General features: G+C 57.7%; 17 protein-coding genes. 9 read left to right on the top strand and 8 right to left on the bottom strand.

The genetic code is table 11. The features are described from left to right. Positions 1-41: 41 nt before the first annotated feature. The 4 genes from DAAJ005_RS18495 to DAAJ005_RS18485 all read left to right on the top strand — a co-directional run bounded on the left by DAAJ005_RS18495 (position 42) and on the right by DAAJ005_RS18485 (position 3,230). On the top strand, positions 42-1,325 hold the full coding sequence (locus DAAJ005_RS18495) for a hypothetical protein (RefSeq protein WP_151848725.1): 1,284 nt from the start codon (positions 42-44) through the stop codon (positions 1,323-1,325). Positions 1,326-1,417: 92 nt separating this feature from the next. Further along, positions 1,418-1,900 carry a hypothetical protein gene (locus tag DAAJ005_RS18490; RefSeq protein ID WP_151848724.1) on the top strand — a complete coding sequence of 161 codons (483 nt, stop codon included), beginning with the start codon at positions 1,418-1,420 and terminating at the stop codon, positions 1,898-1,900. A gap of 84 nt (positions 1,901-1,984) precedes the next feature. After that, complete coding sequence (locus DAAJ005_RS19020; protein ID WP_192930992.1) at positions 1,985-2,149, top strand: hypothetical protein; 165 nt, start codon at positions 1,985-1,987, stop codon at positions 2,147-2,149. Between the two features lie 634 nt (positions 2,150-2,783). Beyond that, positions 2,784-3,230 carry an NUDIX hydrolase gene (locus DAAJ005_RS18485; RefSeq protein ID WP_151848723.1) on the top strand — a complete coding sequence of 149 codons (447 nt, stop codon included), beginning with the start codon at positions 2,784-2,786 and terminating at the stop codon, positions 3,228-3,230. Positions 3,231-3,334: 104 nt separating this feature from the next. On the opposite strand, the gene DAAJ005_RS18480 is transcribed toward DAAJ005_RS18485, so the two are convergent. Next, a complete protein-coding gene (locus DAAJ005_RS18480; RefSeq protein ID WP_151848722.1) occupies positions 3,335-4,603 on the bottom strand; it encodes a hypothetical protein in 1,269 nt (422 codons plus the stop codon). 358 nt (positions 4,604-4,961) lie between these two features. Further along, the gene (locus tag DAAJ005_RS18475) at positions 4,962-6,983 is read right to left on the bottom strand and encodes an ATP-binding protein (protein ID WP_151848721.1); all 2,022 of its coding nucleotides are present in this window, start codon (positions 6,981-6,983) and stop codon (positions 4,962-4,964) included. Positions 6,984-7,244: 261 nt separating this feature from the next. Here DAAJ005_RS18475 and DAAJ005_RS18470 point away from each other — a divergent pair, with 261 nt between their 5' ends. Together DAAJ005_RS18470 and DAAJ005_RS18465 are read left to right on the top strand one after the other, a co-directional pair. Then, positions 7,245-7,895, top strand: a complete 651-nt coding sequence (locus DAAJ005_RS18470) for a ParA family protein (RefSeq protein ID WP_151848720.1) — start codon at positions 7,245-7,247, stop codon at positions 7,893-7,895. Further along, on the top strand, positions 7,892-8,191 hold the full coding sequence (locus DAAJ005_RS18465) for a hypothetical protein (RefSeq protein WP_151848719.1): 300 nt from the start codon (positions 7,892-7,894) through the stop codon (positions 8,189-8,191). Before DAAJ005_RS18470 ends, DAAJ005_RS18465 begins: the two co-directional genes overlap by 4 nt. 301 nt (positions 8,192-8,492) lie before the next feature. Here DAAJ005_RS18465 and DAAJ005_RS18460 read toward each other — a convergent pair whose 3' ends face one another. Beyond that, positions 8,493-11,501, bottom strand: a complete 3,009-nt coding sequence (locus DAAJ005_RS18460; RefSeq protein WP_151848718.1) for a DNA methyltransferase — start codon at positions 11,499-11,501, stop codon at positions 8,493-8,495. Between the two features lie 270 nt (positions 11,502-11,771). Between DAAJ005_RS18460 and DAAJ005_RS18455 the strand changes: the two genes are divergently transcribed. From DAAJ005_RS18455 to DAAJ005_RS18445, 3 genes are all read left to right on the top strand, one after another. After that, positions 11,772-12,812, top strand: coding sequence for an LptF/LptG family permease (locus DAAJ005_RS18455; RefSeq protein WP_370519832.1), 1,041 nt, complete (start codon positions 11,772-11,774; stop codon positions 12,810-12,812). 465 nt (positions 12,813-13,277) lie between these two features. Continuing rightward, on the top strand, positions 13,278-13,616 hold the full coding sequence (locus DAAJ005_RS18450; protein WP_151848717.1) for a hypothetical protein: 339 nt from the start codon (positions 13,278-13,280) through the stop codon (positions 13,614-13,616). Positions 13,617-13,803: 187 nt separating this feature from the next. Beyond that, the gene (locus DAAJ005_RS18445) at positions 13,804-14,073 is read left to right on the top strand and encodes a hypothetical protein (RefSeq protein WP_151848716.1); all 270 of its coding nucleotides are present in this window, start codon (positions 13,804-13,806) and stop codon (positions 14,071-14,073) included. A 169-nt stretch (positions 14,074-14,242) separates the two neighbouring features. On the opposite strand, the gene DAAJ005_RS18440 is transcribed toward DAAJ005_RS18445, so the two are convergent. The 5 genes from DAAJ005_RS18440 to topA all read right to left on the bottom strand — a co-directional run bounded on the left by DAAJ005_RS18440 (position 14,243) and on the right by topA (position 20,116). Next, positions 14,243-16,306, bottom strand: a complete 2,064-nt coding sequence (locus DAAJ005_RS18440; RefSeq protein WP_151848715.1) for a hypothetical protein — start codon at positions 16,304-16,306, stop codon at positions 14,243-14,245. Beyond that, positions 16,303-16,656, bottom strand: coding sequence for a hypothetical protein (locus tag DAAJ005_RS18435; protein ID WP_151848789.1), 354 nt, complete (start codon positions 16,654-16,656; stop codon positions 16,303-16,305). The genes DAAJ005_RS18440 and DAAJ005_RS18435 overlap by 4 nt, the downstream gene beginning before the upstream one ends. A 52-nt stretch (positions 16,657-16,708) precedes the next feature. Further along, positions 16,709-17,095, bottom strand: coding sequence for a hypothetical protein (locus tag DAAJ005_RS18430; RefSeq protein WP_151848714.1), 387 nt, complete (start codon positions 17,093-17,095; stop codon positions 16,709-16,711). 27 nt (positions 17,096-17,122) lie between these two features. Further along, positions 17,123-17,980 carry a hypothetical protein gene (locus DAAJ005_RS18425; protein WP_151848713.1) on the bottom strand — a complete coding sequence of 286 codons (858 nt, stop codon included), beginning with the start codon at positions 17,978-17,980 and terminating at the stop codon, positions 17,123-17,125. A 129-nt stretch (positions 17,981-18,109) separates the two neighbouring features. Further along, the gene (gene topA / locus DAAJ005_RS18420) at positions 18,110-20,116 is read right to left on the bottom strand and encodes a type I DNA topoisomerase (protein ID WP_151848712.1); all 2,007 of its coding nucleotides are present in this window, start codon (positions 20,114-20,116) and stop codon (positions 18,110-18,112) included. Positions 20,117-20,137 lie beyond the last annotated feature (21 nt).

Here is a 20,137-nt window from a genome sequence, read left to right as displayed (position 1 = left end):
TCTGTCAGAGCCGTGTGGGACAGGACTCTTAGGCTACAGGTATGGCCCGCGCTGTTCCCTATGCCGCCTATCCCTCCGGTGAATTGGTCTTACCGGATCAGGCCACCACCGGCCAGCCTTACGTCTGTCTGCAATGCAAGGAGCCAGTCTCATTTCGCCGCGAGCATTTGAGGCGGGGCGGCACCGTCGAGGCGCATTTCTCCCACCGGCCTGGCACTGAATGCGCCGGAGAGAGCGTGACCCACATCGCGGCCAAGATCCGGCTGCAAGAGGCCCTGAGCCGCAAAGAGCAGCCGTTCGTGTTGCGGCGCACCTGTGCTCGCCTGGGCTGTTCGGTCACCCTGGACCAGCCCTGGTTTCCTGAGCCTTACGACGTGGCTGCCGTCGAAGTCGCCTTGCACCAGTACCGACTGGACGTTGCCACGCTTCAGGGTGGTGAGGTGGTGACGGGCTTTGAGGTCTTCCACAGCCACCGGATCGGGACGGCCAAGGCCGCAGGGCTGAGCGTGCCGTGGCTGGAACTTCAGGCCGAGGCGACGGCGCGTGATCCTTACGTCTTGCAGCCCGTTCTTGAATCCCAGTTGACCGGGGCCGAGGACGATAGCCTCCGAATGGCCCTGCGCGTGACCCGCGCGAGATTGGCTGACAGTTTGACGATGCGCTTGGAGTCCGGGGAACTGCTGACTCAACCCCACAACTTACGGGCGGTTCCCCATCACCTGATCTGCTCCATTTTTCAGTCCCATTTGGAGCAGACCAGCTTTCTTGACCCCTGGCGCTGTCCAGCCTGCGCGGAGGCGTGGGGACGCCATCAGGCCGAGCTGGAGCGGTATGAGGCGGCGCGGCGCGAGCAGGAGCGGCAGGCTGAACAAACGCGGCTTGAACAGCAGGCCGCCGCTGAGATTGAACTGGTGCGGCAGCGTGAGGTGTTCGGCCCACGGCTCAGGGCGTCCTTCTCCAGCTACGAGGTCAAGTTCTTTGAGCGCTCTGCGTCCACCCTGCGTTTTGCGTGGCGGTATGTTCCCCAGCCTTTGAAGCTGGCCGCGCATTTCAGGCGCTTTCCCGACGACGTTTTGATTGCTCGCCGCTGCTGGAAGTGCGCTAAGCCGATGTTATGCGTGGACACCAGCGGCTGGATGCCAGAGTTCCGGGCGTATTACCCGATGATCGAATACTTCAAACCGGAAGAGGGGCGGCGCGGCTACTTCATTTCCAAATGCCTGCACTGCGGTAGCCGCCAGCGGTTCCGGCAGCAGCGAGAAGGGGCGCACATTGTGCTGACTGCGGACCATATGGTGCAGTGGCTGGAAGCGTTTGGAGACTGAGCCAAAAGAAGCCAGGCATTTCAGGTTGCCCCCACTGGGGGAAGCATCAAATTCGCGTTCTGGCAGTGCTGGACGTCGTTATTCTCAAAGCTATGAAACGCTTCGCCATGCTCGCCCTGCTGCTCAGCGCCTGCGCGCCCGCCACCGCCCAGCTTCAGGTGTCGGCCCCTATCACGGCCCCCTGCACCGAGGGCGGCACCCTTATCCCGGTCCTGGGCATCGGCATTAGCACCTACTTTGAGGGTGACAATGGCACTCCCTATGCCAGTGCGGTCAAAAAGGCCCTTCAGGACGTGGGTTTCAAGGTGTATCCCTCCTACGAATACAAGTTGATCGATAAGGCGTCGGTGACCCTGAGTGGCAGCGTGACCAACTGGACCAGCCGCTCTGGGGAAGAGTCCTCCAAACGGGTAGGCAAGGTCAATCTGCTGGTCACGGATCTTGCCACTGATATGCCCATCCTGAAACTGGAGCAGGCGTCCGCCACCGTCGCCTGGCAAGCGCCCACCCGCGAGGTCTTTGTACAGGGCGTGGCCCAGAGCATTCAGGCCCGGTTCTGCCAGATACGCGGATAAGTTCACTTGGTCCCGGCCCAACGCCGTCACAGGTGAGGGTGGTGGTGGCTCTCCCAGCGAGCGTGCGGCATACTGCCCATATCCATGTCCATCACCCTTGATGCCTCTGCCCAGAAAATGGACGAGGCTGAGCAGCGCTTGCAGAACGTGGTTTACGCCCTGCCGCTGCTGCTTGAAGCGCACAAGTCGAAGCGGGCGGCGCTGGTGGGCATCCTGGGCGCAGCACTTGCCCGCGCCCTGAACGATTAGCACTCGCGGCGCTGGTACTGCGAAACCATCTGGGCAGCCTGGACCACCGAGCTGGAAGGAAGGGGAGGACTCCAGGTGCTAGCGGCGCAATTGGCCCGCCTGGACGTGGAACGGCAGGAGTGGGGGACGCTCAGACGGCCCGCAGCCTTGCTGAATGCCCGACTTCGGGCCGCGTGACCTCCGGCGCGTCTTCTGCGCCGGAGACCCCACCCTCGGTTGAGCTCAAGGGAGTGTGCTGCTCCACCTGGACCGCCACGGCGTAGAGGCGGCCAGCGAGGTAGGTCAGCATGTCGTCTCTCACCGAGTCTGTCCCCAGGTGATCTAGGAAGCGGTCCGCAGTCAGACGACATTCGTCAGCAGTGAGCGGTGGCCTGTGGTATCTCCCCACGTCCTGAAGATCTAGACGGCGCGTCATGGTCTTAGTATGTACTCATCAAGTTGACGCGAATATGACGGACCCATTCAATTCTACCCGGATAGAACCCCCGTATTTTCTCTGACCTAACGTAGATTAGAGAAGAGAAACCAAGTTGATCTCATACTCCCTTTGCTCTCGCAGCGCCGAGCAGTCATCCCTTCAGCCGATGTTCCCACTGAGTCATGGCCTTAACATCCAGACGTGTCAGATGTACGAATGAGGCTGGATCAAACGGTCTTCGCGTTGCGCGCGGGTGTCGTATGTGTCCGTGAAAACCGGGTGCTGGTGATCTCCGGGGACTGGTTCGATTTTCGGTACCTCCCCGGCGGTGCAGTGACCGTCGGGGAAGATTCGGCAACGTGTGCAGCGCGCGAATTTGAGGAGGAGACGGGCGTGAAGGCCGGGTCGCTGCGCCTGTTGGCTGTGATGGAAAACTTCTTCGAGCTGAACGGCGAACAGTGGCACGAAGTGGGCTTCTATTACCGCATGGACGCGCCGTCCCAGCTACCAGATGAACCTTTCTGCCAGCGGGACGATATGCGCGTCATGATGGATTGGGTGCCGATTCAGGAGATGAATCAATTACAGGTGATGCCGCCTGGTTTGCAAGAGGCCCTATTGACCCCTCAGCCGAGCGTGCAGCACCTCGTTCAGCGGCGATAGGCAGGCGGAATGGCAGGGGCGTATTACGACAGCACGTCCACTTTGACAGGTGTCCTCAACGCTGGAGCCTGAGCGGCGCTGGGTGAGACCCCCACCGTTTGGCCTCAGCGGTTGTCCGGCACCTCGTTCACCCAGTGAAAGCCGCGCGTGGTCAGCCGGGTGGCGTCCGTGTCTGGCCCCAGGGACAGGCGGGTGCCATCTGGTGCCGTAAGCTGGAGGCCGCCCTTTATCTGGTACTTGAACATGTAGGCCACGCCCGCCAGATCGATTTGAACGGTGCTCGCCGTGGGATCGTCCTGATAGCTGCCATTCAATCGCGTGCCGTTCACCAGTTCCACCCGCAGGGGCACGGGCAGAAAGATCTCACCCTTTGCCCCGCCCTGTCGGTAGAAGCGGTCATTGAAAGTGACGGTATGCCAGCGCCGATCTTCTGAAAGGCTGGATGCTGCCGGGCGTGAATCGTCCAGCACGCGGTAGATGCCAGCCAGGGCGCCGCTGCTGGGAATGGTGGCAGACCCACGCTTGCTTTGAGCCATGATGAGTGGCGGCACCACCAAGGCGGCGAGCAGCACCACCGTCTGGAGGCCCACTGCCGTCCAGTGCCGCAGGGGCCGCGCGTGCCGGGTCGGAAAGTGGATCGGCTCTACCCTGCTGTTCAGTAACAGGGCGCTCAGGCGCGGCAGGAACGGCGTCAGGGTCAGCAGACTAAAGAGCAGCAGATGCAGGCTGTAGAGCTTGACCGGTACGTCGAAACTGAGATTGAGCAGGAACACATAGGCCAGCACGCCCGCCCCCAGCAGCGCGCCGGGCAGACTGGTGCGGCGGAACAGCAGCAGCGTCCCGGCAACCGCCTCAGCCACGCCCCCCATGACTTCATACAGCGGGGAAAAGGCCACCGAGCGCCACAGCAGGCCCATCGGACTCATCTCGCCCAGCGGGACCGTGAGGTCTGTCAGTTGCAAGGCGGGCATCTGCGCCAGGAGGATCTTGGCCCAGCCGTAGCCGAGCAGCACGAAACCCAGGTAGAGGCGCAGCACCGTGTGGACAGGCCAGGAGAGCCGCTCCGTCAGGTTGCCCCGGCGTTCCAGCACACTCCAGAGCAGTGCAATCATCACAGCCACCACTAGATACAGCCCCATCAGTACGTAGTTTTCCAGCGTGTCCCCGCTCTCGTTCTGGGGAGACCGCACAGGCAACACCCGCCCCAGCACGGACCAGGCCGCCCACTCCGTCACCGGACGCCAGTTCAGAAACAGGCCCGCCGTGACGTACAGCAGGCCATAGACCACGGCGAACCGGAACCCCAGTCGCTTCCACAACGGCCAGATGGGCGAGATGGACCTGACTTCGGCGGAGCTGGGCTGGGCAGTCATAATCCCGTTTTACTGTGTACAGGGACGAAGATCATCCAACTTTCAGCCGAGGGGTGAGACCCAACGGCTCCCTTGAGGGTCTCGGCAGTGTGTCAGGGTAGCTTCTTAGACCCTCAGCATCTCTCAAAAATGTGCTTGGTTTTGGCCGTATTTATCGCATCTTTGGTAGTTCAATCTGACGCCCAGTATGGGGTATACCCCATACTGGCAGTGGGAAGTGGAAATCGTGAAGGGCGAGAAGTGATCTAAAATGCTGGCCGTTTATTAAGTAAAAAGGAATGTAAACAATACGCCAGATAGTACGGGTTTATGAGTATTGGGGTTACATTGTATTCCACAATAAGTTGTTAACCCTTAACTATGGTTTTTTCTGTTTACCTCTAGCAATTTGAGACGGCATTACCGAGGTAAGAGAAATATTTTCTGCCAAAACTCCCTGTGCAGTCGTCGCTTGAGATGCTAATTCATTCCGCTTTGTTTTGAATTTTTCGAGGAGATAATTAAATCTAACCTCTAAAGAAGTTATAATTTCGGACCATTTAATTATATATATTTTTATATTATTCAATGAATAAACTAGAAATCTTTCGCCATGCTGTTCGGCACTCTGTATTTCACCTTCAATATATCCATCTTTCATGAAATCATTGCCAATAAGATAGAACTTCCAATCCATATTTCCCGCATTGAATCGATCTTCTGATAAGATAACTCGCATATATCTCTTGACTTGAGATAATTCTTTTTCGCCTAAATTTATTTTAGGGTGTTTCAGCTCAACGACTATATGCTCTATAGATTCTGAAAATTTATTTTGTCTGATTGCAAAAATATCCATCTCTTTCTGTTTATCAGATGAGTTGATATTTATATCGCTACTCTCGCCATATACTTTTCGCCGATATCTTCGTAATGCTTCTTCAAAATCTGGTTCCTCCGCTGTTACCAAGTGAAATTGCTCTCCAAATATCCAATAGTGTTTTTCGATAAGTTTCTGAAGATGGTCCTTTTCATTAGTATTCAATTCAGGTTTAAAAACTAATTGTTTTAGATTTTCTATTACTCTGAGCCTATCTTCTATTAATTCTACAGTATTTATTATACTCTCTAGGCTTGTTCTTTTTATCATGCTGCTTAAATTTTTAACTTCCTCTTCATCAAGATTAACAATAGACTCTAGTACCTCAAAAACCTCGTTTCTAGCGTTTGAAGTCAATAAGAGATCCAGAAATCTAATAAAGATTTTTTTCTGATCAATGTTTAGTTCGTTAAAGAGACGTGGCTCAGCGATATAAAGCTCTCTAACTATTAAGACAAGTTCATCATGTCTATATTTCTCTAAAAAATGCGAAGAATTAAAATCAGGGAATACTCCCTCTTTCTCTAATTGATTAATGATCAGATTAGATTTACCCTTTAAATATGGCTTTCGGATTTCTCTTAGTATATTTTCTACTCTTTCGATGACTGTTTTGTATTCTGGATCTTTATTACTATTAGTAATGCCAAGAGCGGGAATAGTATTGTCACCAGCATGAACAAAAAAATTATCGAAAAATCTACTAACTATATAGACACTATGCAAAAACGAATCGCCTTTTTTATTGAGCCGACTAGTAGTTTTATATACCTCTTCACCTTCTGAATTAATCAAGTATATGTTTGAGAATTCGGTATTTCGATCTGTCCACTGGACAGTAGTGATTTCAAATTCTAAAGTAGGCTTAGTCGAAATAATTAGATTTTCTACTTCTTTTTTAATCATTAAGAGGTCATATTTTAATGGGAACCCATTTATTTTTATTGAATAGGCATTATACTTGTTAAGTTCAAGAAAAAAAGCAAATTCTGCTTGTAAAAAACGCTCAATCTCTCCCATTGAGAATGTCGTCAAAGTAATATTTTCAAATTCTACAATAGTTCCTGTACCTTTATCTGATAATGAAGGCTTAATAGCTTCAAATTCTTGCAAATTTCTTGAATCTATAGCTATACTATAAGATTTATTTACTTTTTCTTCTAAAAAAACCGTGGTCCATCTAGCTTTCGTGGCAAAGACAAAAAACGTTAATCTGCCATAGCCTTTCTTGCCGTGAGGTAGCGTCTTCTTCTGTTTATCATCATCATATTTTTTGGACACGAAAAAAGGTTTAAACTCTTGCTTTAATGATAAATGCGATATACCAGAACCGTTATCTGAGATTTTTAGAGATTCTAGCGCGCCGTTCGGTATGCCCCCAACTTTAAAGTCAAGTGAGACAGTAGAAGCACCTGCGTCAAAACCGTTCCAAATATATTCAGCAATAGCCTGGCCAGGTGTGTACTTTTTTAGAATCCGTCGTATACCTTGGGAGTTGATTTCTACTTTCTCGGTAGTCACGTTTACCCTCCTGTGCTACTTAAACTAGAATTCAGCTCTAAACGTGAGCTGTCGTGCCTCATATTCTCGAAACGGCCCACTGTCACCTAATGACGGCCAACGCGCAATAAATTCTTTCAGGCATGTTCCGCCTAGTATGGCGTTTCCTAGCCTCTGACGGACCATAAATCCCACTACCTCAAAATCAGGTTTCTGGCTTTCTGACAGTCTGACTTTATTTATTACTTATCAGAAAGTCAGAAATAGCATAGACTGGGCTATATGACACATGAACGCCCCCGCAACGGCCCGCTGGTGCTGGCCCTCGCCAGTCTCAAAGGCGGCGTGGGCAAAACCACATCCGCCGTCCACATCGCCGCCCACCTAGCCGGGGCCGGACGCACGGTCCTGCTGGCCGACGGGGACCGCATCCGCACCGCCACCGCCTGGGGCCGGGGCGGCGAGCTGCCCTTTACCGTAGGCGGCATGGCCTCACTCAGCGGGGCGGGCAAGTATGACGCCGTGGTGATCGACTCACGCGGCGGTCTGGAAGACGCAGACTTGGTGGATCTGGCCGAGTCCAGCGCCGCCCTGATCCTGCCCAGTACCCCTGACTTGGGCGGCATGGACGGCATGGCACAGACTGTGGAGGTGCTGCGCGCCGCTGGGATTCCAGAGGGCAGGTACGCGGCTCTGCTAACGATGGCGCGTCCCGGCAGTGAGCGCAAACTGGCCGACGCGCGGGCTGCCCTGGAGGACGCCGGGATTCCAGCGCTGTCTCAGACCATCCGGCTGTCCGAGGCATTCCGGGACGCTAACAACGGCGGCGTCCTGGTGCGCGACGTGCGTGGCAACCCGCTGGCGAAAGGACTGTGGGCTGAGTATGGCCGCGTGACCCAGGAGGTCATCACGATGGCCGGAGCAACGCTGTGAGCCTCCGCGACGGCCTCAAGAACCTGCGTGTTTCGCGGGAAGAGGAGAAGGACGCCGCTTCAGTTGAGGAAACGACGGCCACCCCATCCGCGCTGGACAGACCCACCCCAGAGAAGCGCGAGACATTCAGCACCCGCATCCGGCCCAGCGTGCGCTATTCCCTCAAGCGGCAGCTCCTGGAAGTGCAGGAGCAGGGTCACAAGGTCCGTATGGAGGACGTGCTGGAGGCGCTGATCCTGCGGTATGTGGAGGACGCGGAGTTCAGGGCTGAGATTGTTCAGAAGATTGAGGACTGAACCTGCTGCTGTAGAAATCCGGCAATTAAAGTACCCCGCCTTCCATCCCAGATTTAGGGTAGGGGGCGGGGCCGCAGAGTTTACTTGCTGAACTTCAGGCCAACTTGGGGCTGATGCTGAGGATGCTTCTGGTGCCATTCGGCAAGCGTTGCAGACACTCGCCCACCGTCCCATCCCAGGCCGGGAGTATAGACCCGGATGTCGTACACCACGTTGCTTTTCGTTACCTGCACCACCATATATTCTCTTCGCATTTCAAATTCAAGTAAGCACGGGGGCCGGGCATTGGCTTTGGATAGTGTCAGGATTCCGTCCCCCGCGCTTCCTTCGACACCTTTTGAGACTTGCGCGAAGTTGCTCGTTTTGCCTCTCGCGTAGCTGCTTTCTCAGCGTTCCGGATGACTGCCCGCGCTGCTTTCGCTGTCTCTCTCCCGGCTGCCCGCTCAGCAGTGGCTGCAAGAGCTTCCTGCTCCTGTTCCAATTTTTCGGCGGCGGCACGTTCAGCGTTTAATTTCAGAAGATTGGTAAGGAGATCAGTGTCAGTGATGGCGACGGGCCACCCGTAGACCTCAAGCACAGCAGCGTCCAGATCTTCATGGGCGAGGAGAATCTGATAGGCCGTCGCACCTCGGTTTCTCTCCTTTTTCTGTTCCCCAATCCGTTGATACAGCTCCCGCATGGTAAGTGTCTTGTCGGCAGCCAAAAGGCGCTCGCGCTCGGCGTTTAGATGCTTCGCCAACTTCCCAATGTTCGCTCGCTGGACTGCATCTGGTACTGGAAAGGGGAAGGGTTGGAAGCAGCTTTCAGCGACGTAAGTAGGATCATTTCCCACGCCGTGCGGTTTGCTGTTCGCCAGACTCCAGACCTCGTGTGCCCGCGAATGCAACACGCCGAAAGTGAAGTCATCGTCACGGGCAACAGCCAGAACGCGGCTGTCTGGCAACGTGTCAGCAGGCACCCATGCCCAGATTCGATATCTCGAAACGCGCGGCGTGACAAGAATGCGTGAAAGACCTGCCGTAGCCGCTTTAAGGGCTGCGCCAGTTTCTCCCAGACGCCACCACACCTTCCTTCTCCCTTCCCGATTATTTCTCAGCCGCTCAGGCTTTACTTCCGTTTCTACGTAGTCAAAAGGTAGACGGTAATCTTTTGCTTCCGCTTCTGAGCGCATATCGAAATCTACAATCCAACGATCCAGTGGACGATCAGTGATGTCTTTTCCATTGATCCACGGCTTAATTACATCACTATTCGCTTTACCACTGGAATTGCTGGCCGTTAGCCATGTTCTCGCATCAGCACCTGAAATCTCGAACTTGCCGATTTTGACTGGACCTTGAAACGCCAACTTATCGTTCTCCCGCAAGGGCAGCGCAGCGCGCGTGTCCTCCCCAGTTGTCAGACTGGCGGTGATGTTCGGCACCGCTTGGCCGTCGAGTGTTCGGCTCGATTCCTGCCCTTTATCGAAGGCAAGGATACTGACGCGCACTGCTGCGCCGTCCGAGGTCCAGGGGCGATTCTGCCAGGCCATGAAGATTCCACCGGTGTCTAAGATGTTTTCTAGAACTTTACGGCTGCCGCCCGTGCGGATGCTCTGTGTAGTCACGAAGCCTGCACGCTCGGTAGCGCCCTGCTTGATGGCAACGCGGGCCTTCTCTAACCAGTACGTCACAAAGTCGGCATTGGCAGGTACGGCTCCACCAAAAACATTGTGGAGGGCCTCAACGTACCCGTCTCCGAGTGCGCGGCGCATCGCCTTGTCACCAATGAATGGCGGGTTGCCTATGACAAATTCAGCTTTCGGCCACGGGGCCGACTCAGCCACCTGTTCACCCGTCGCCGGATCGGTGCGGAAATTTAGGATGGCATCGCGATTTTCCAAACCTGGCAAAGCTTCCAGGACGGGTGAGCGCGTGAGCTTCAGGCCATGCTGGCGCATCCACTGGAGATAACCGATCCACAGCACCATGCTGGCGATCTCGTGGGCGTAGGGATTGACCTCGATACCCAAAAACTGATGGGGCAAGATGGCGGGCGGCACGTCCTCCCCGCTGAGAGAACGGATGGTTGCGCGCACTTCAGCTTCCAGATCGAGCAACAGCCGCTGGAGAACGAAAAGGAAATTTCCTGAACCCATTGCTGCATCGAGGGCTGTTACTCGTGTCAGGCGTTGCTGGAACGCCTTGAGCTTGCCTACAGCCTCCTCTACCAGCGCTTCACCCAGTGCGCCCGCAGCGAATAACCCAGCTCCAGCCCCAGCGGTGCGGGCCTGTTGGATCTCCTCACCCAAAGGTTCAAGTGTCAGGCGTAGCGCCCTCCACTCATCCCGCAAGGGCTGCATGACGGTAGGCAAAAGAACATCCAAGATGTCTTGAATGGGTGTGTAGTGGATGCCTGCGTCCCCTCGTTTGTCAGGGTCAATGATGTTCTCGAAAAGGGTGCCGAAGATGCTTGGCTCCAGCAGTGACCAGTCCTGCGTCGCAGCCGTTTTCAAAGAGCGCACGCCTTCAACACCCATCAGCGGTGCCGTGGGGTCGGTGAACACACCGCCATTGATGTGAGGAATAGGGCCGAGCAGACTTATGCCGCCAGTCTGCATCAGTCGGAACAACTGCCCGCACATGTCTCGGAATGCCGCAGGTACTTGTTCAGCGGGAAGACTCTCAGCGGATGACAGCATGAGGGTGAAGACCCTGTGTGGCAGGATTTCGGTTCGTTCGGCGAAGAGGGTGAACACGCAGCGTACCAGAAAATGAGCCACATAGTCAGGGTCCTGGCCCTCATGCTTAAGCAATTCGCTGACGGCCATTAGATTTTTGACAGCGCCCGTAGTCAAGTCTGCTCTCTTGATACTAGGATCGAAGGAGTATGGATTTTCCCAAATCTGCTTAAGCCTGAGCCTTACTTTATCTATTAAAAGATCGTCAAGCTCAAATATTTCCACGACTTTTTGTGTACCAGTGAAATTAGTGTGAATTTCGATCTTATTGATATCGGAAACGATCAGAAGAGGTGGGTTGTCAATGTCGTTTCTGTATGCAGTCACTTGCGTTAAGGCTTTAGATAGGCTGCCGCCCTTGCGTTTAAACTCCCAGCCGAAGGCGTCACGCTTCCAAACGTCTACAAAGCCAGCCTCACCCGCCAGCTTGCTCACATGTTTTTCGAAACCATAATCCGCAGCCGAAGACTTGAGGCTGATGGGTCTGGCCACATCGAGCAGATCACACAGATCGTTGAACCAGGTCTGAGCCGAGGCACGCTCGCTGGCGGCCAGTGGCTTGTACAGTGCCACGAATTCTTCTGGAGTCATTGGTCTTCAGTATGCCGAAGCTGGAGCAGTGGGGGGGTGGATAGTCCGGCACCGTGGCCTGTCAGCCAGTTCTACCGCTTGCAGCGGGCCACTTCCCGCCCAGAAGGGCGCTGGGCCATGCTCAGGCCGCAGGGCCGTTGAAGGCGGGTCTCACCATCCAGATGCTTTCCCAGGAAGCGCGGGCGCGGGCGGGGTCTTGTGGTGTGGGGCGGCCAGATTCAGGGCTTTGCCGTGGTTCTTCCTCATTCTGGAGTCAATAGAATTTCGCTTGTGATCCTGATTCGAGCAGTCCTTGGGGAGGTGATGCGTTGGTATCTGACGGGTGTCGTCCTGTTCATGTCCCTGCTGATGACCAACGCACTGAGTACCACGGTGGACAAGCTCCTGACGTATCACCCACCATTTGGCAAGGCGCTGACCGCCTTTGTGCTGATCCTCCCAGACAGCCTAAACAAGACCCTGGTTATGGCAGTGCCGTTCGCCATCCTGCTGACTTTCTCGCGCATGCAGAGCGACAACGAACTGAAAGCCGTCTTTGCCAGCGGCGTTCGTCCGCTGAGCCTGGTGTGGCCGCTCACGCTTCCTTTCGCGCTGGTGGGCGTACTGGCGTATTTCAATGCGGGAACGTTTGTCCCAGCGGGTCTGGCGAACTGGGACCGCGCGTGGTTCAACATTTACGATCAGGCCCCTCCTCCGCCCAGGCAAGAGAAATATACGTATGCGCCGCCCGGCGCGCTGTACTACGCGGGCCGCGTGGTGAATAACGAGGGCAGTCAGGTGGCCCAGCTCAAAGGCGTGATGGTGCAGCGCGGTGACGAAACCATCACGGCGTCGTTCGGGACCTGGGATTCACAGCAAAAAACCTGGACGCTCATGGACGCCTGGATCATCCAGCCTGGCAAAAACCCTTTCCAGCAACTGGGAAAGCTGGTGGTGCCGCAAAACGATACCCTGCGCTCGCCGCCGCTGGAGGCCAAGCAGGTCAGCAATGTGGCGCTGCGTGCTGCCCTGGATAGCAACACACTGGGACGCAAACTCCGGCGTGACTACACCTTCCAGTTGGCCGCCCGCGTTGCCGATCCGATGACCCCCGTGATTTTCGCTCTGGCTGCTGGACTGCTCGGTTTGCTCATCCGCAATCGTGCTGCTGCATTTGCCGCTGTGCTGGTCTTTATCGTGTGCTTCTACGTGCTGTGGAGCACCATGCCGGGCTTGGCAGGCGCGGGCGCAATTGATCCGGTCCTGGCCGCCTGGGTGCCGAATCTGGCTTTTTTGCTTCTGACGGGTGTCCTGGCCTGGAGACTGCGGTGATGTAGGACGCACGATCTGTCTTCCCTGATCTGCAAGTTTCCAAGGCCGAGAGCTGGGGCAACGGCGCAGGGAGGTGCATGGCCTGTCACAGGACGTTCCGAATCTTTTAAGGGGGGAAGTCTCCCCCTGAGACGGAGCTAAGGGCGCTCTGGGCGGCAAAGACAGCAGGCTGATGAAACGCCGCCCACAGCCGCTCAGAGCAACGCTCCGTCTACCCCCTCTGGCCCCGGCAGAAGCAAGGGGGAGGGGGCCAGGAGCGACGAAGTGCCGGACCTGCCCGGCCCGTGGTCAGCATGAAGGGTGTGCAGGGGAGGCTAAAACCGCCACGCGCTGTGTCTTGATCAAAAAGCGAAAAACCCGCGCTGGGCGGGCTTAAGCGCTTGACGCAGTATGCATAGAATGCTACACTGTGTCTTGTAAGGGGAACTTCTCACGGCCACCCTTACGAGACCTCGGGAGGTCAAGATGACCATAGCAAAGTTTGAATTCAGCAGAGACTTTTCGGCCCTGGAGCTGCGGGACGCCACCACCGCATACCGCACGCTGATGGGCATTACGAAGACCCGTCCAGAGGGAAGCCTGCTTTACTCCAATATGTTGAAGGGCCAGTGCCGCCGCCGGGAAAGTGCCGCCGAGGGACTGGGCCTGTATCTGGGCTATGTGATGTTTGACGCGATCCTCAACGACGGGTGCTATGACCCGCAGCGACTGGCGCAGACCGTGACAGACCGTCTGGCCCTGATCATTCAGACCGCGAACGAGCCGAAGCCCCAACGGGTCAAGTCACGCTCGCCCAACGGCTGAGCCTGTAGCCCGGTACGGTGGCCCATCCACTCAAAGGGGGGGCCACCTCAGAAAAGCGGAAACGAAAGGCCCAGACGGCGACAGGGGCCGGGACGTGGAGAGACACGCAGGCCTAGGCTCTAACGCCCTCCGCTTCCGCCCGCGCCCGCGCCTCAGCCCCACCCAGCTTCGGCACCGAGGGAAACCCATGAAACGATTACCCACACGCCTCCATAGCTCCAGCGCCTCCGAGAAATTGGTGTGGCTGCACATTCACAGCAATCCTGGTCAGCATTCCGCGCGCAGTCTGGCGGCGGACCTGGGCGGCAGCTCCCGCACCTGGGCGAACGCACTGTCTGGACTGGTCAAAGACGGACTCCTTGTCGTCGAGAAGGCTCCAGCGGGCATACACGGTGGAAAGTACCGGGTCCAAGTTCAGGCCGGAGGGCCAACCCCTGAAACTCACCTATCCATCTGATCGTCTGGGGTTCGAGTGTCCTCCCAGCGGTCCCGCTGCTCATCTAGGTCAATGCCGCCCTGGCCGCCCCATAGCCAGGCGCACGCTGAGCCGTTCAGAGCCGTGGCTAGGTCCAGCAGGTGTCGCTCTCCACTGCGGTGTGGAGAAGGGCTGAGACGTGAGTCAGGGGTTACGGCGCACTGAGCCGTTCACGCAGATCAGGTGGCAACGTGCCATTGCGCTGAAGAGCATCAATGACTTCGGTGTTCGGATCTCCCAACAGCCTCCAGTACACCTGTGGGAGCAGATGGGGGGTAGCGGCTACCGCAAGACGGAACTCTTTTCTGAACGTGGCGGGGACGATCAGCTTTTCGATGATGTCCGGCGTCACGACGGGCGAGGCCAGAATAGGCTGCACCACGTCCAGATCCACCGACCGGTGAAACCGCGCCGCGATCCGCCGGTCTACCAGTTCCGACAGCCCCTGTGCCGTCATGGCCGGGTGACGGATCAACTCAAGGTCATGCTCAGACACCATCAGCCGGCGCAGCAGTTCGGGCGGCGTCGCAGGATCGGCAATCAAAAAGGTCAACGGATCATGGCCCTCGCCCAGCAGCCGACGGAACAGGGCAATGATGGGGGACTGCGGGGTGGCTGGGTTGTGCGCCAGCGCCAGCAGATCACTGCCACTGGCGTACTCGCTGAACAGGGCCAGAAGTTCAGGGCGGGCATGTTCTGTGGGAAGAAAGCTGTATTTGCCATCCAGCCGCTCCAGCACCTGCCGGGCCACGGAAACCGGCACCTGTGGGTTTTGCAGCAGCCATTCAGACATGCTGGGATCAGCCGCCAGCCGTTCCCAGGTAGAAGGCAAGAGGTGTACCGCCCTGGTAAGCTTGAGGCGAACCCACCACGACTCATCCTGGGCCAGCACCTGCTGAAGGGCCTCGGGTAAGCGGGGCCGCCCGGCCACGGCCACCCTGACCCATTCATCCGGGTCACGGGCCAACTGCTGGGCGGTCTCTGCCGGAAGGAAGGGATTCTCAGCCAGCTTGCGGCGCGTTTCGGTGGTCCCGGAATCCGCCAGCGTCTGCATCTGCTCCGGCGTTAGATCACTTCTGTGGGCGACAATCTGGGCCTTGCGCGGGTGACCCAGGTAATACGTCAACACGTCCGGGAACAACCCAGGCATCCGCCCCAGCCAGAAGGCCAGGTCTTCATTCCTCGCCGCTTCCCACTGCTGCGCCAGACTGAGTTGACCCCCCGACACCTCGCCTTCACTGAGATCCGTTGGGGATGAAAGCTCTTCTGCCCGGTCTTCCAGAGCGCTTTGCACGGCTTCGGCAGGGTCATATTCAAGAGCCTTCAGGGCACCCAGCGGGGTATGCGGGTGCTTGCCCACCCGGTAACGCAGGTATGGGTCAGGGTCATGCTGCCAGCGTTCCAGCAAGGCCCAGGGCGTCCGAGGATCTTCGGCCACGGCGTACCGAATATCGCTGTTCGGTTCATTCGCCAGGCGGTCCAGCAGTACGGCGTGCAGGGCAGGTGGGCAGGACGGATTGCACAGCACGGCCAGTTCAAAGGGCCACTCGGCAGCCAACTCGCTCAGCACCTGCCCAGGCGTATTGGGATTGTTCGCCACCGCCAGCCGGACTCGGGCAAACTCGCTATGGGATAGGGCTTTCAGGTTCATCGGCAGGGCGTGTGGGTCTCCGGCGCGGATCAAGGTCTGGGTGTATTCACCCTGCATGGGGTGCGGGGCAAACAACTGCATGGTGCGCTGCACGTCGCCAGACAGATCACCCAGCAACGGACGAATCAGCGCCCTGGGGATCTGTTCGTTTTCTGCCAGGGCCAACCGCACATTCGGATCAGGGTCCGTCAGCCAGGTGCCGATCAATTCTTCAGGTTGCCCCGGCCTCCATTGCCGCACCTGCAAAATGCGCTCCTCGTTGCCTTCAAAGCGGATCACGTACGTTCCATGTTCCGGGCTGCCTTCCAGATACAGCAGTTGCCCGAAGGGCGCGACGATGCCCGAGTCCAGGTCCCAGAGATAAACGCCGTAAAGATCGACATCGCTGGCATACATTGCCTGCTCAATCTCATTTCGCAGGTCTGGACTCAGGGCGACGGGTCCGCCGTGGTGATCAAAAGCCTCGGCCTCGGAGAGCGAGATGTCCTCGTGCCAGTGGTAGGCGAAATGCACCCGCGCCACCCCCAGAGCCTGAAGTTTTTCAGTGAAGCCGCGCGGAATCATGGCCCATCCCCTTCGCTCAGATCGCGCGCGCTGCGCACCATCCAGGGCCGCAGGGGCAGCTCGCCCAGCCAGTCCTGAACGGTGGGAATCACGCCGCCCATGTCCTCCATGACGTGCTGTTCGCCGATCAGCCGCACCGGAACGCGCTTGCCTGTGGACAGTTTCAGCGTCGGCCCGAAGACCTGCTCACACAGAAAAATGCCCAGACTGGAATGGAGAACGGCGCGGTGGCGCACATCGGGCAGGTGCGCCTTGGTCTGGTCAAACCAGGCGTGAATGGGAAGGAACTCCTCGGGCTGCCCGCCGAATTTCTTGCTGGAACTGACCGCGTGATGGTAGGGGTGTGCCACCGCCGCAGTATCGCGCAGCCCGGACACGGCGCTCTTTCAGGTGGCCCAGCCGCTACAGCACATCTCTTGAAATCAGGAACTGCATTGCCGGAATGGCCAGCAAAAACCCGCCCCAGACCGCAGCATGCGCGAAGACCACACGGGCCAGGAGCGGCAGCCGGTCACCCAGCCCATACGCCAGAATCAGAAGTCCCGTGGTCACCCCCGCGAAGACGGCCACGAACTCCGTGTTGTCCACCGAGTACAGCGAGGTGAAGAGCAAGTAAAGCACCAGCCAGGGAGTCCAGCAGGCGGCCAGGATGAACCAGCCGCCCGCCTTGGAGAGGAAGTCACGCCGCAGGCTGCTGGGTTTGGGCAGCAGCCAGAACAGCAGCGCGCCAAGGATGACCCCCAGAAACAACAGGTCATACAGTCTCGCGTAGGCCTGACCCTCACCCACGCTGCTCTCCACCGCATTCAGGGGCAGTCATCTTCGCTGGAGGTCCGCTTCAAACTCTTCGGGGAGCTGCGGCATCTCGTAATAGGCGCTGTTCAACAGGGAGGGGTGAAAGCTTCGCATCCGCCCGTAAGGCATCGGCAAGGCGTGCCAGCGCGTGAGTTTTCGGTGGGTTCCCGGTTCAAAGAGTGCAGCGTAAGAAGTCATGCCCTGGTCCCGCTTATCCGGCAGGACAACGAGCAATACGGGATCACTGGCCCGGAAGCCCAGGGGTCTGGGGCGGCCTGCTCGGTCTACCGAACAGCGGGCCAGGCCGACAAAGGCCATCTCAGGTTCAAAACCAGGCGGGATCTCCTGGTTGTCCGGCACAGTGTTGAGTTGCCTGGTCCAACTGTCCTGACGGCGGATTTCTCCCTCTGGTGCGAGAAAGGAATCTTGCTGGATCGTCCGGCAATCCAGTGGAAGAGGTGGCCAGTACGCGAGCGCCGCGACGCCTGTCAGAAACAACCACGGGGCGATTGGCGTCTGCAAATGCCAGTGCCGGGTACGCATTACACCCACTAGGACGGCGAACAAAATCAGCGAGATGATCAGGGTTCCGTAGACGTAAAGGCCAGTGATGCTGTACGTATCGGAGCCAGGATTTGGGCCGACGTAAGCGTCAAAGTTCAGGGCGATCCCGAGACTCAGCACGAGCGGGATCAGGATCAGAATCAGTAGGAAAGTCAGGACGAAACCGCCGATGCCAGACGGACCATTCCCGTAGAAAGCAAAAAAGCACGCTCCGGCAAGCAGGAGAGGCACCAGCAACAGGGCCGGAAGGCCGAAGAGGAACCAGGCCAGCAGGGAGCCGCCGACAAGGGCGGCGACTGGCAAGATGATGGACACTCAGCGAAGTGTAGACCAGGCAGGATTTCTTTGTCCTGGAAGGGTTGCTTCCCTGGTCAAGTCAGGGCCACCATCACGCCAGCCAGCGAAATTGCCGTCAATTTCACTGGTAGAATCGCCCCCTTTTTCTCAAGACGCTTTTTTCCTCGGTTTGCCTGTGCCTTTGCGCTTTTTGCTCTGGCCCGACGGCGCAGCCCCGCGAGCCTCACGCGGCCTGACCGTTTCCCCCGCCATGATCTTCTCCACCACTTCAGGCGTGAGTGTGTCCGGCACCAGATCCAGCCCCAGCGGCACTGCCTTTCCATCCCTGACCATAACGATCTGCTCCTGCCGCGCCGTCACCACCACCCCAGCAAACTTGCTCAGGGCCAGCGCCGGAGGCCCATGGCGCGCGGCCCGGATGGTCTGCGCCAACCCGTTCGTCCAGAACTCCGTCAGGTACGCCTCCCGTTTCAATTCCCCCGCCGCGATCCGGTCCAGATCACGCTCCATCTTCACAGTGAACGCCAGGTCCACCAGCGCCGGGAACTGGTCTTGCAGGTACGCGGCCACCACCAGCCCCAGCCAGGTCACATACAACTGATCCTTGACTAATGCCGTGTATTGCCGGTTCTTCAGCACCTCGATAATGTTGGCGTAGGTGGAAGGCCGCCCCACCCCCGCACTCTCCAGCGCCTTGATCAGCGACGCCTCGGTGAAGCGCCCCGGTGCCGGCGTCTTCTTCACTTCTGCCCTGGCGTCCTGGACGGGAAGGGCCTGCCCCTCGGCGACATTGGGAAGCTGCTGCTCATCTTTTTTGTCGGTCTCGTCGTTGTAGAGCCGGGTAAAGCCAGGGTCAAGAATGACCCGCCCCGACGATTGCAGGCCCACGCCACCACTTTTCAGGTGCAGCACCGTCTTACTGCCTTGCAAGTCCGTCATCTGACTGGCGACGGTGCGGTTGAAGATCAGGCGGTAGAGCGACAGTTCTTCCCCCGCAAGGCCCGTCTGATCTGGAGCTTTGAAGTCCTTGCCCGCAGGCCGGATGGCCTCGTGCGCTTCTTGGGCGTTCCCCTTAGCCGCAAACGTTCTGGGGGAAGCCGGGATGCTTCCAGCTCCGAACAGGCCCACCGCCACCGCACGGGCGGCCTCTGTCGCCTCCTCAGACAGTGCCGGGGAATCGGTCCGCATGTACGTAATGCGCCCGCCCTCGTAGAGCCTCTGGGCGACGTCCATCGTCCTCTTCGGCCCCATCTTCAGTGCCCGGCTCGCCGCCTGTTGCAGCGTCGAGGTGGTGAACGGTGCGGGAGGTCTGGTGGAGTACGCCGAGGTTTCCACCTTCGCCACCTTCACGCCCTTGGCCTTGAGAAAGGCCACGGTCTGCGCGGCCTGTTCCCCCGTGATCGCCAGTGCCGGGGAATCCGCTTTCAACTGCCCATCCGCACCGAAGTCTTTGGGGCCAGCCAGACCCTGCCCCTTGATGCTGACCACCACAGCCGTAAACGGTTCAGCGCCCTCACCCTCGGGCATGACTTGGGCTAAGACACGCCAGTAATCTGCTGGGACATGGTCCATGCGCGCCCGCTCCCGGCGGGCCAGGGCAGCCAGGGCTGCCGACTGCACCCGCCCTGCGCTGAGACCAGACCCGATGCTCTGCCACAGGGCGGGGGAGACCCCGTACCCGCACAGGCGGTCCAGGATGCGCCGGGATTCCTGTGCGCCCACCAGGGCATAATCCAGGGGCCGGGTGTTCTGAACAGCCTTGAGAATGGCGTCCTGGGTGATCTCGTGAAACACCATGCGCTTGAAATTCCCCTTGAGGCCCAGGGCGCGGACCAGGTGCCACGCGATCCCCTCGCCTTCTCTGTCCCCATCGGTGGCCAGCAACACCTCATCGGCTTCCCCAGCCAGCTTCTTGAGTTCTGCGATCACGGCCTTTTTTTCTGCTGGGATGATGTAGAGCGGTTCAAAGCCCTTCTGAACATCAATGCCCAGTCGTGCCCAGGTTTCCCCCTGGTATTTCTTGGGGATGTCCTCTTTCTTGGCGGGAAGGTCCCGGATATGACCGAAACTCGCCTTGACCTTATACGCACTGCCCAGATAGCCCTGGATCTTTTTCCCTTTGGCCGGGGACTCAACAATGACGAGTGTTTTCATCTTCCCCCCAGAGAATACAAT

This window comes from Deinococcus sp. AJ005, assembly GCF_009017495.1.
In the GTDB taxonomy this organism is placed as follows: domain Bacteria; phylum Deinococcota; class Deinococci; order Deinococcales; family Deinococcaceae; genus Deinococcus.
Note: the sequence above shows the minus strand (reverse complement) of the source record. Positions and strands in the feature narration are given on the sequence as shown.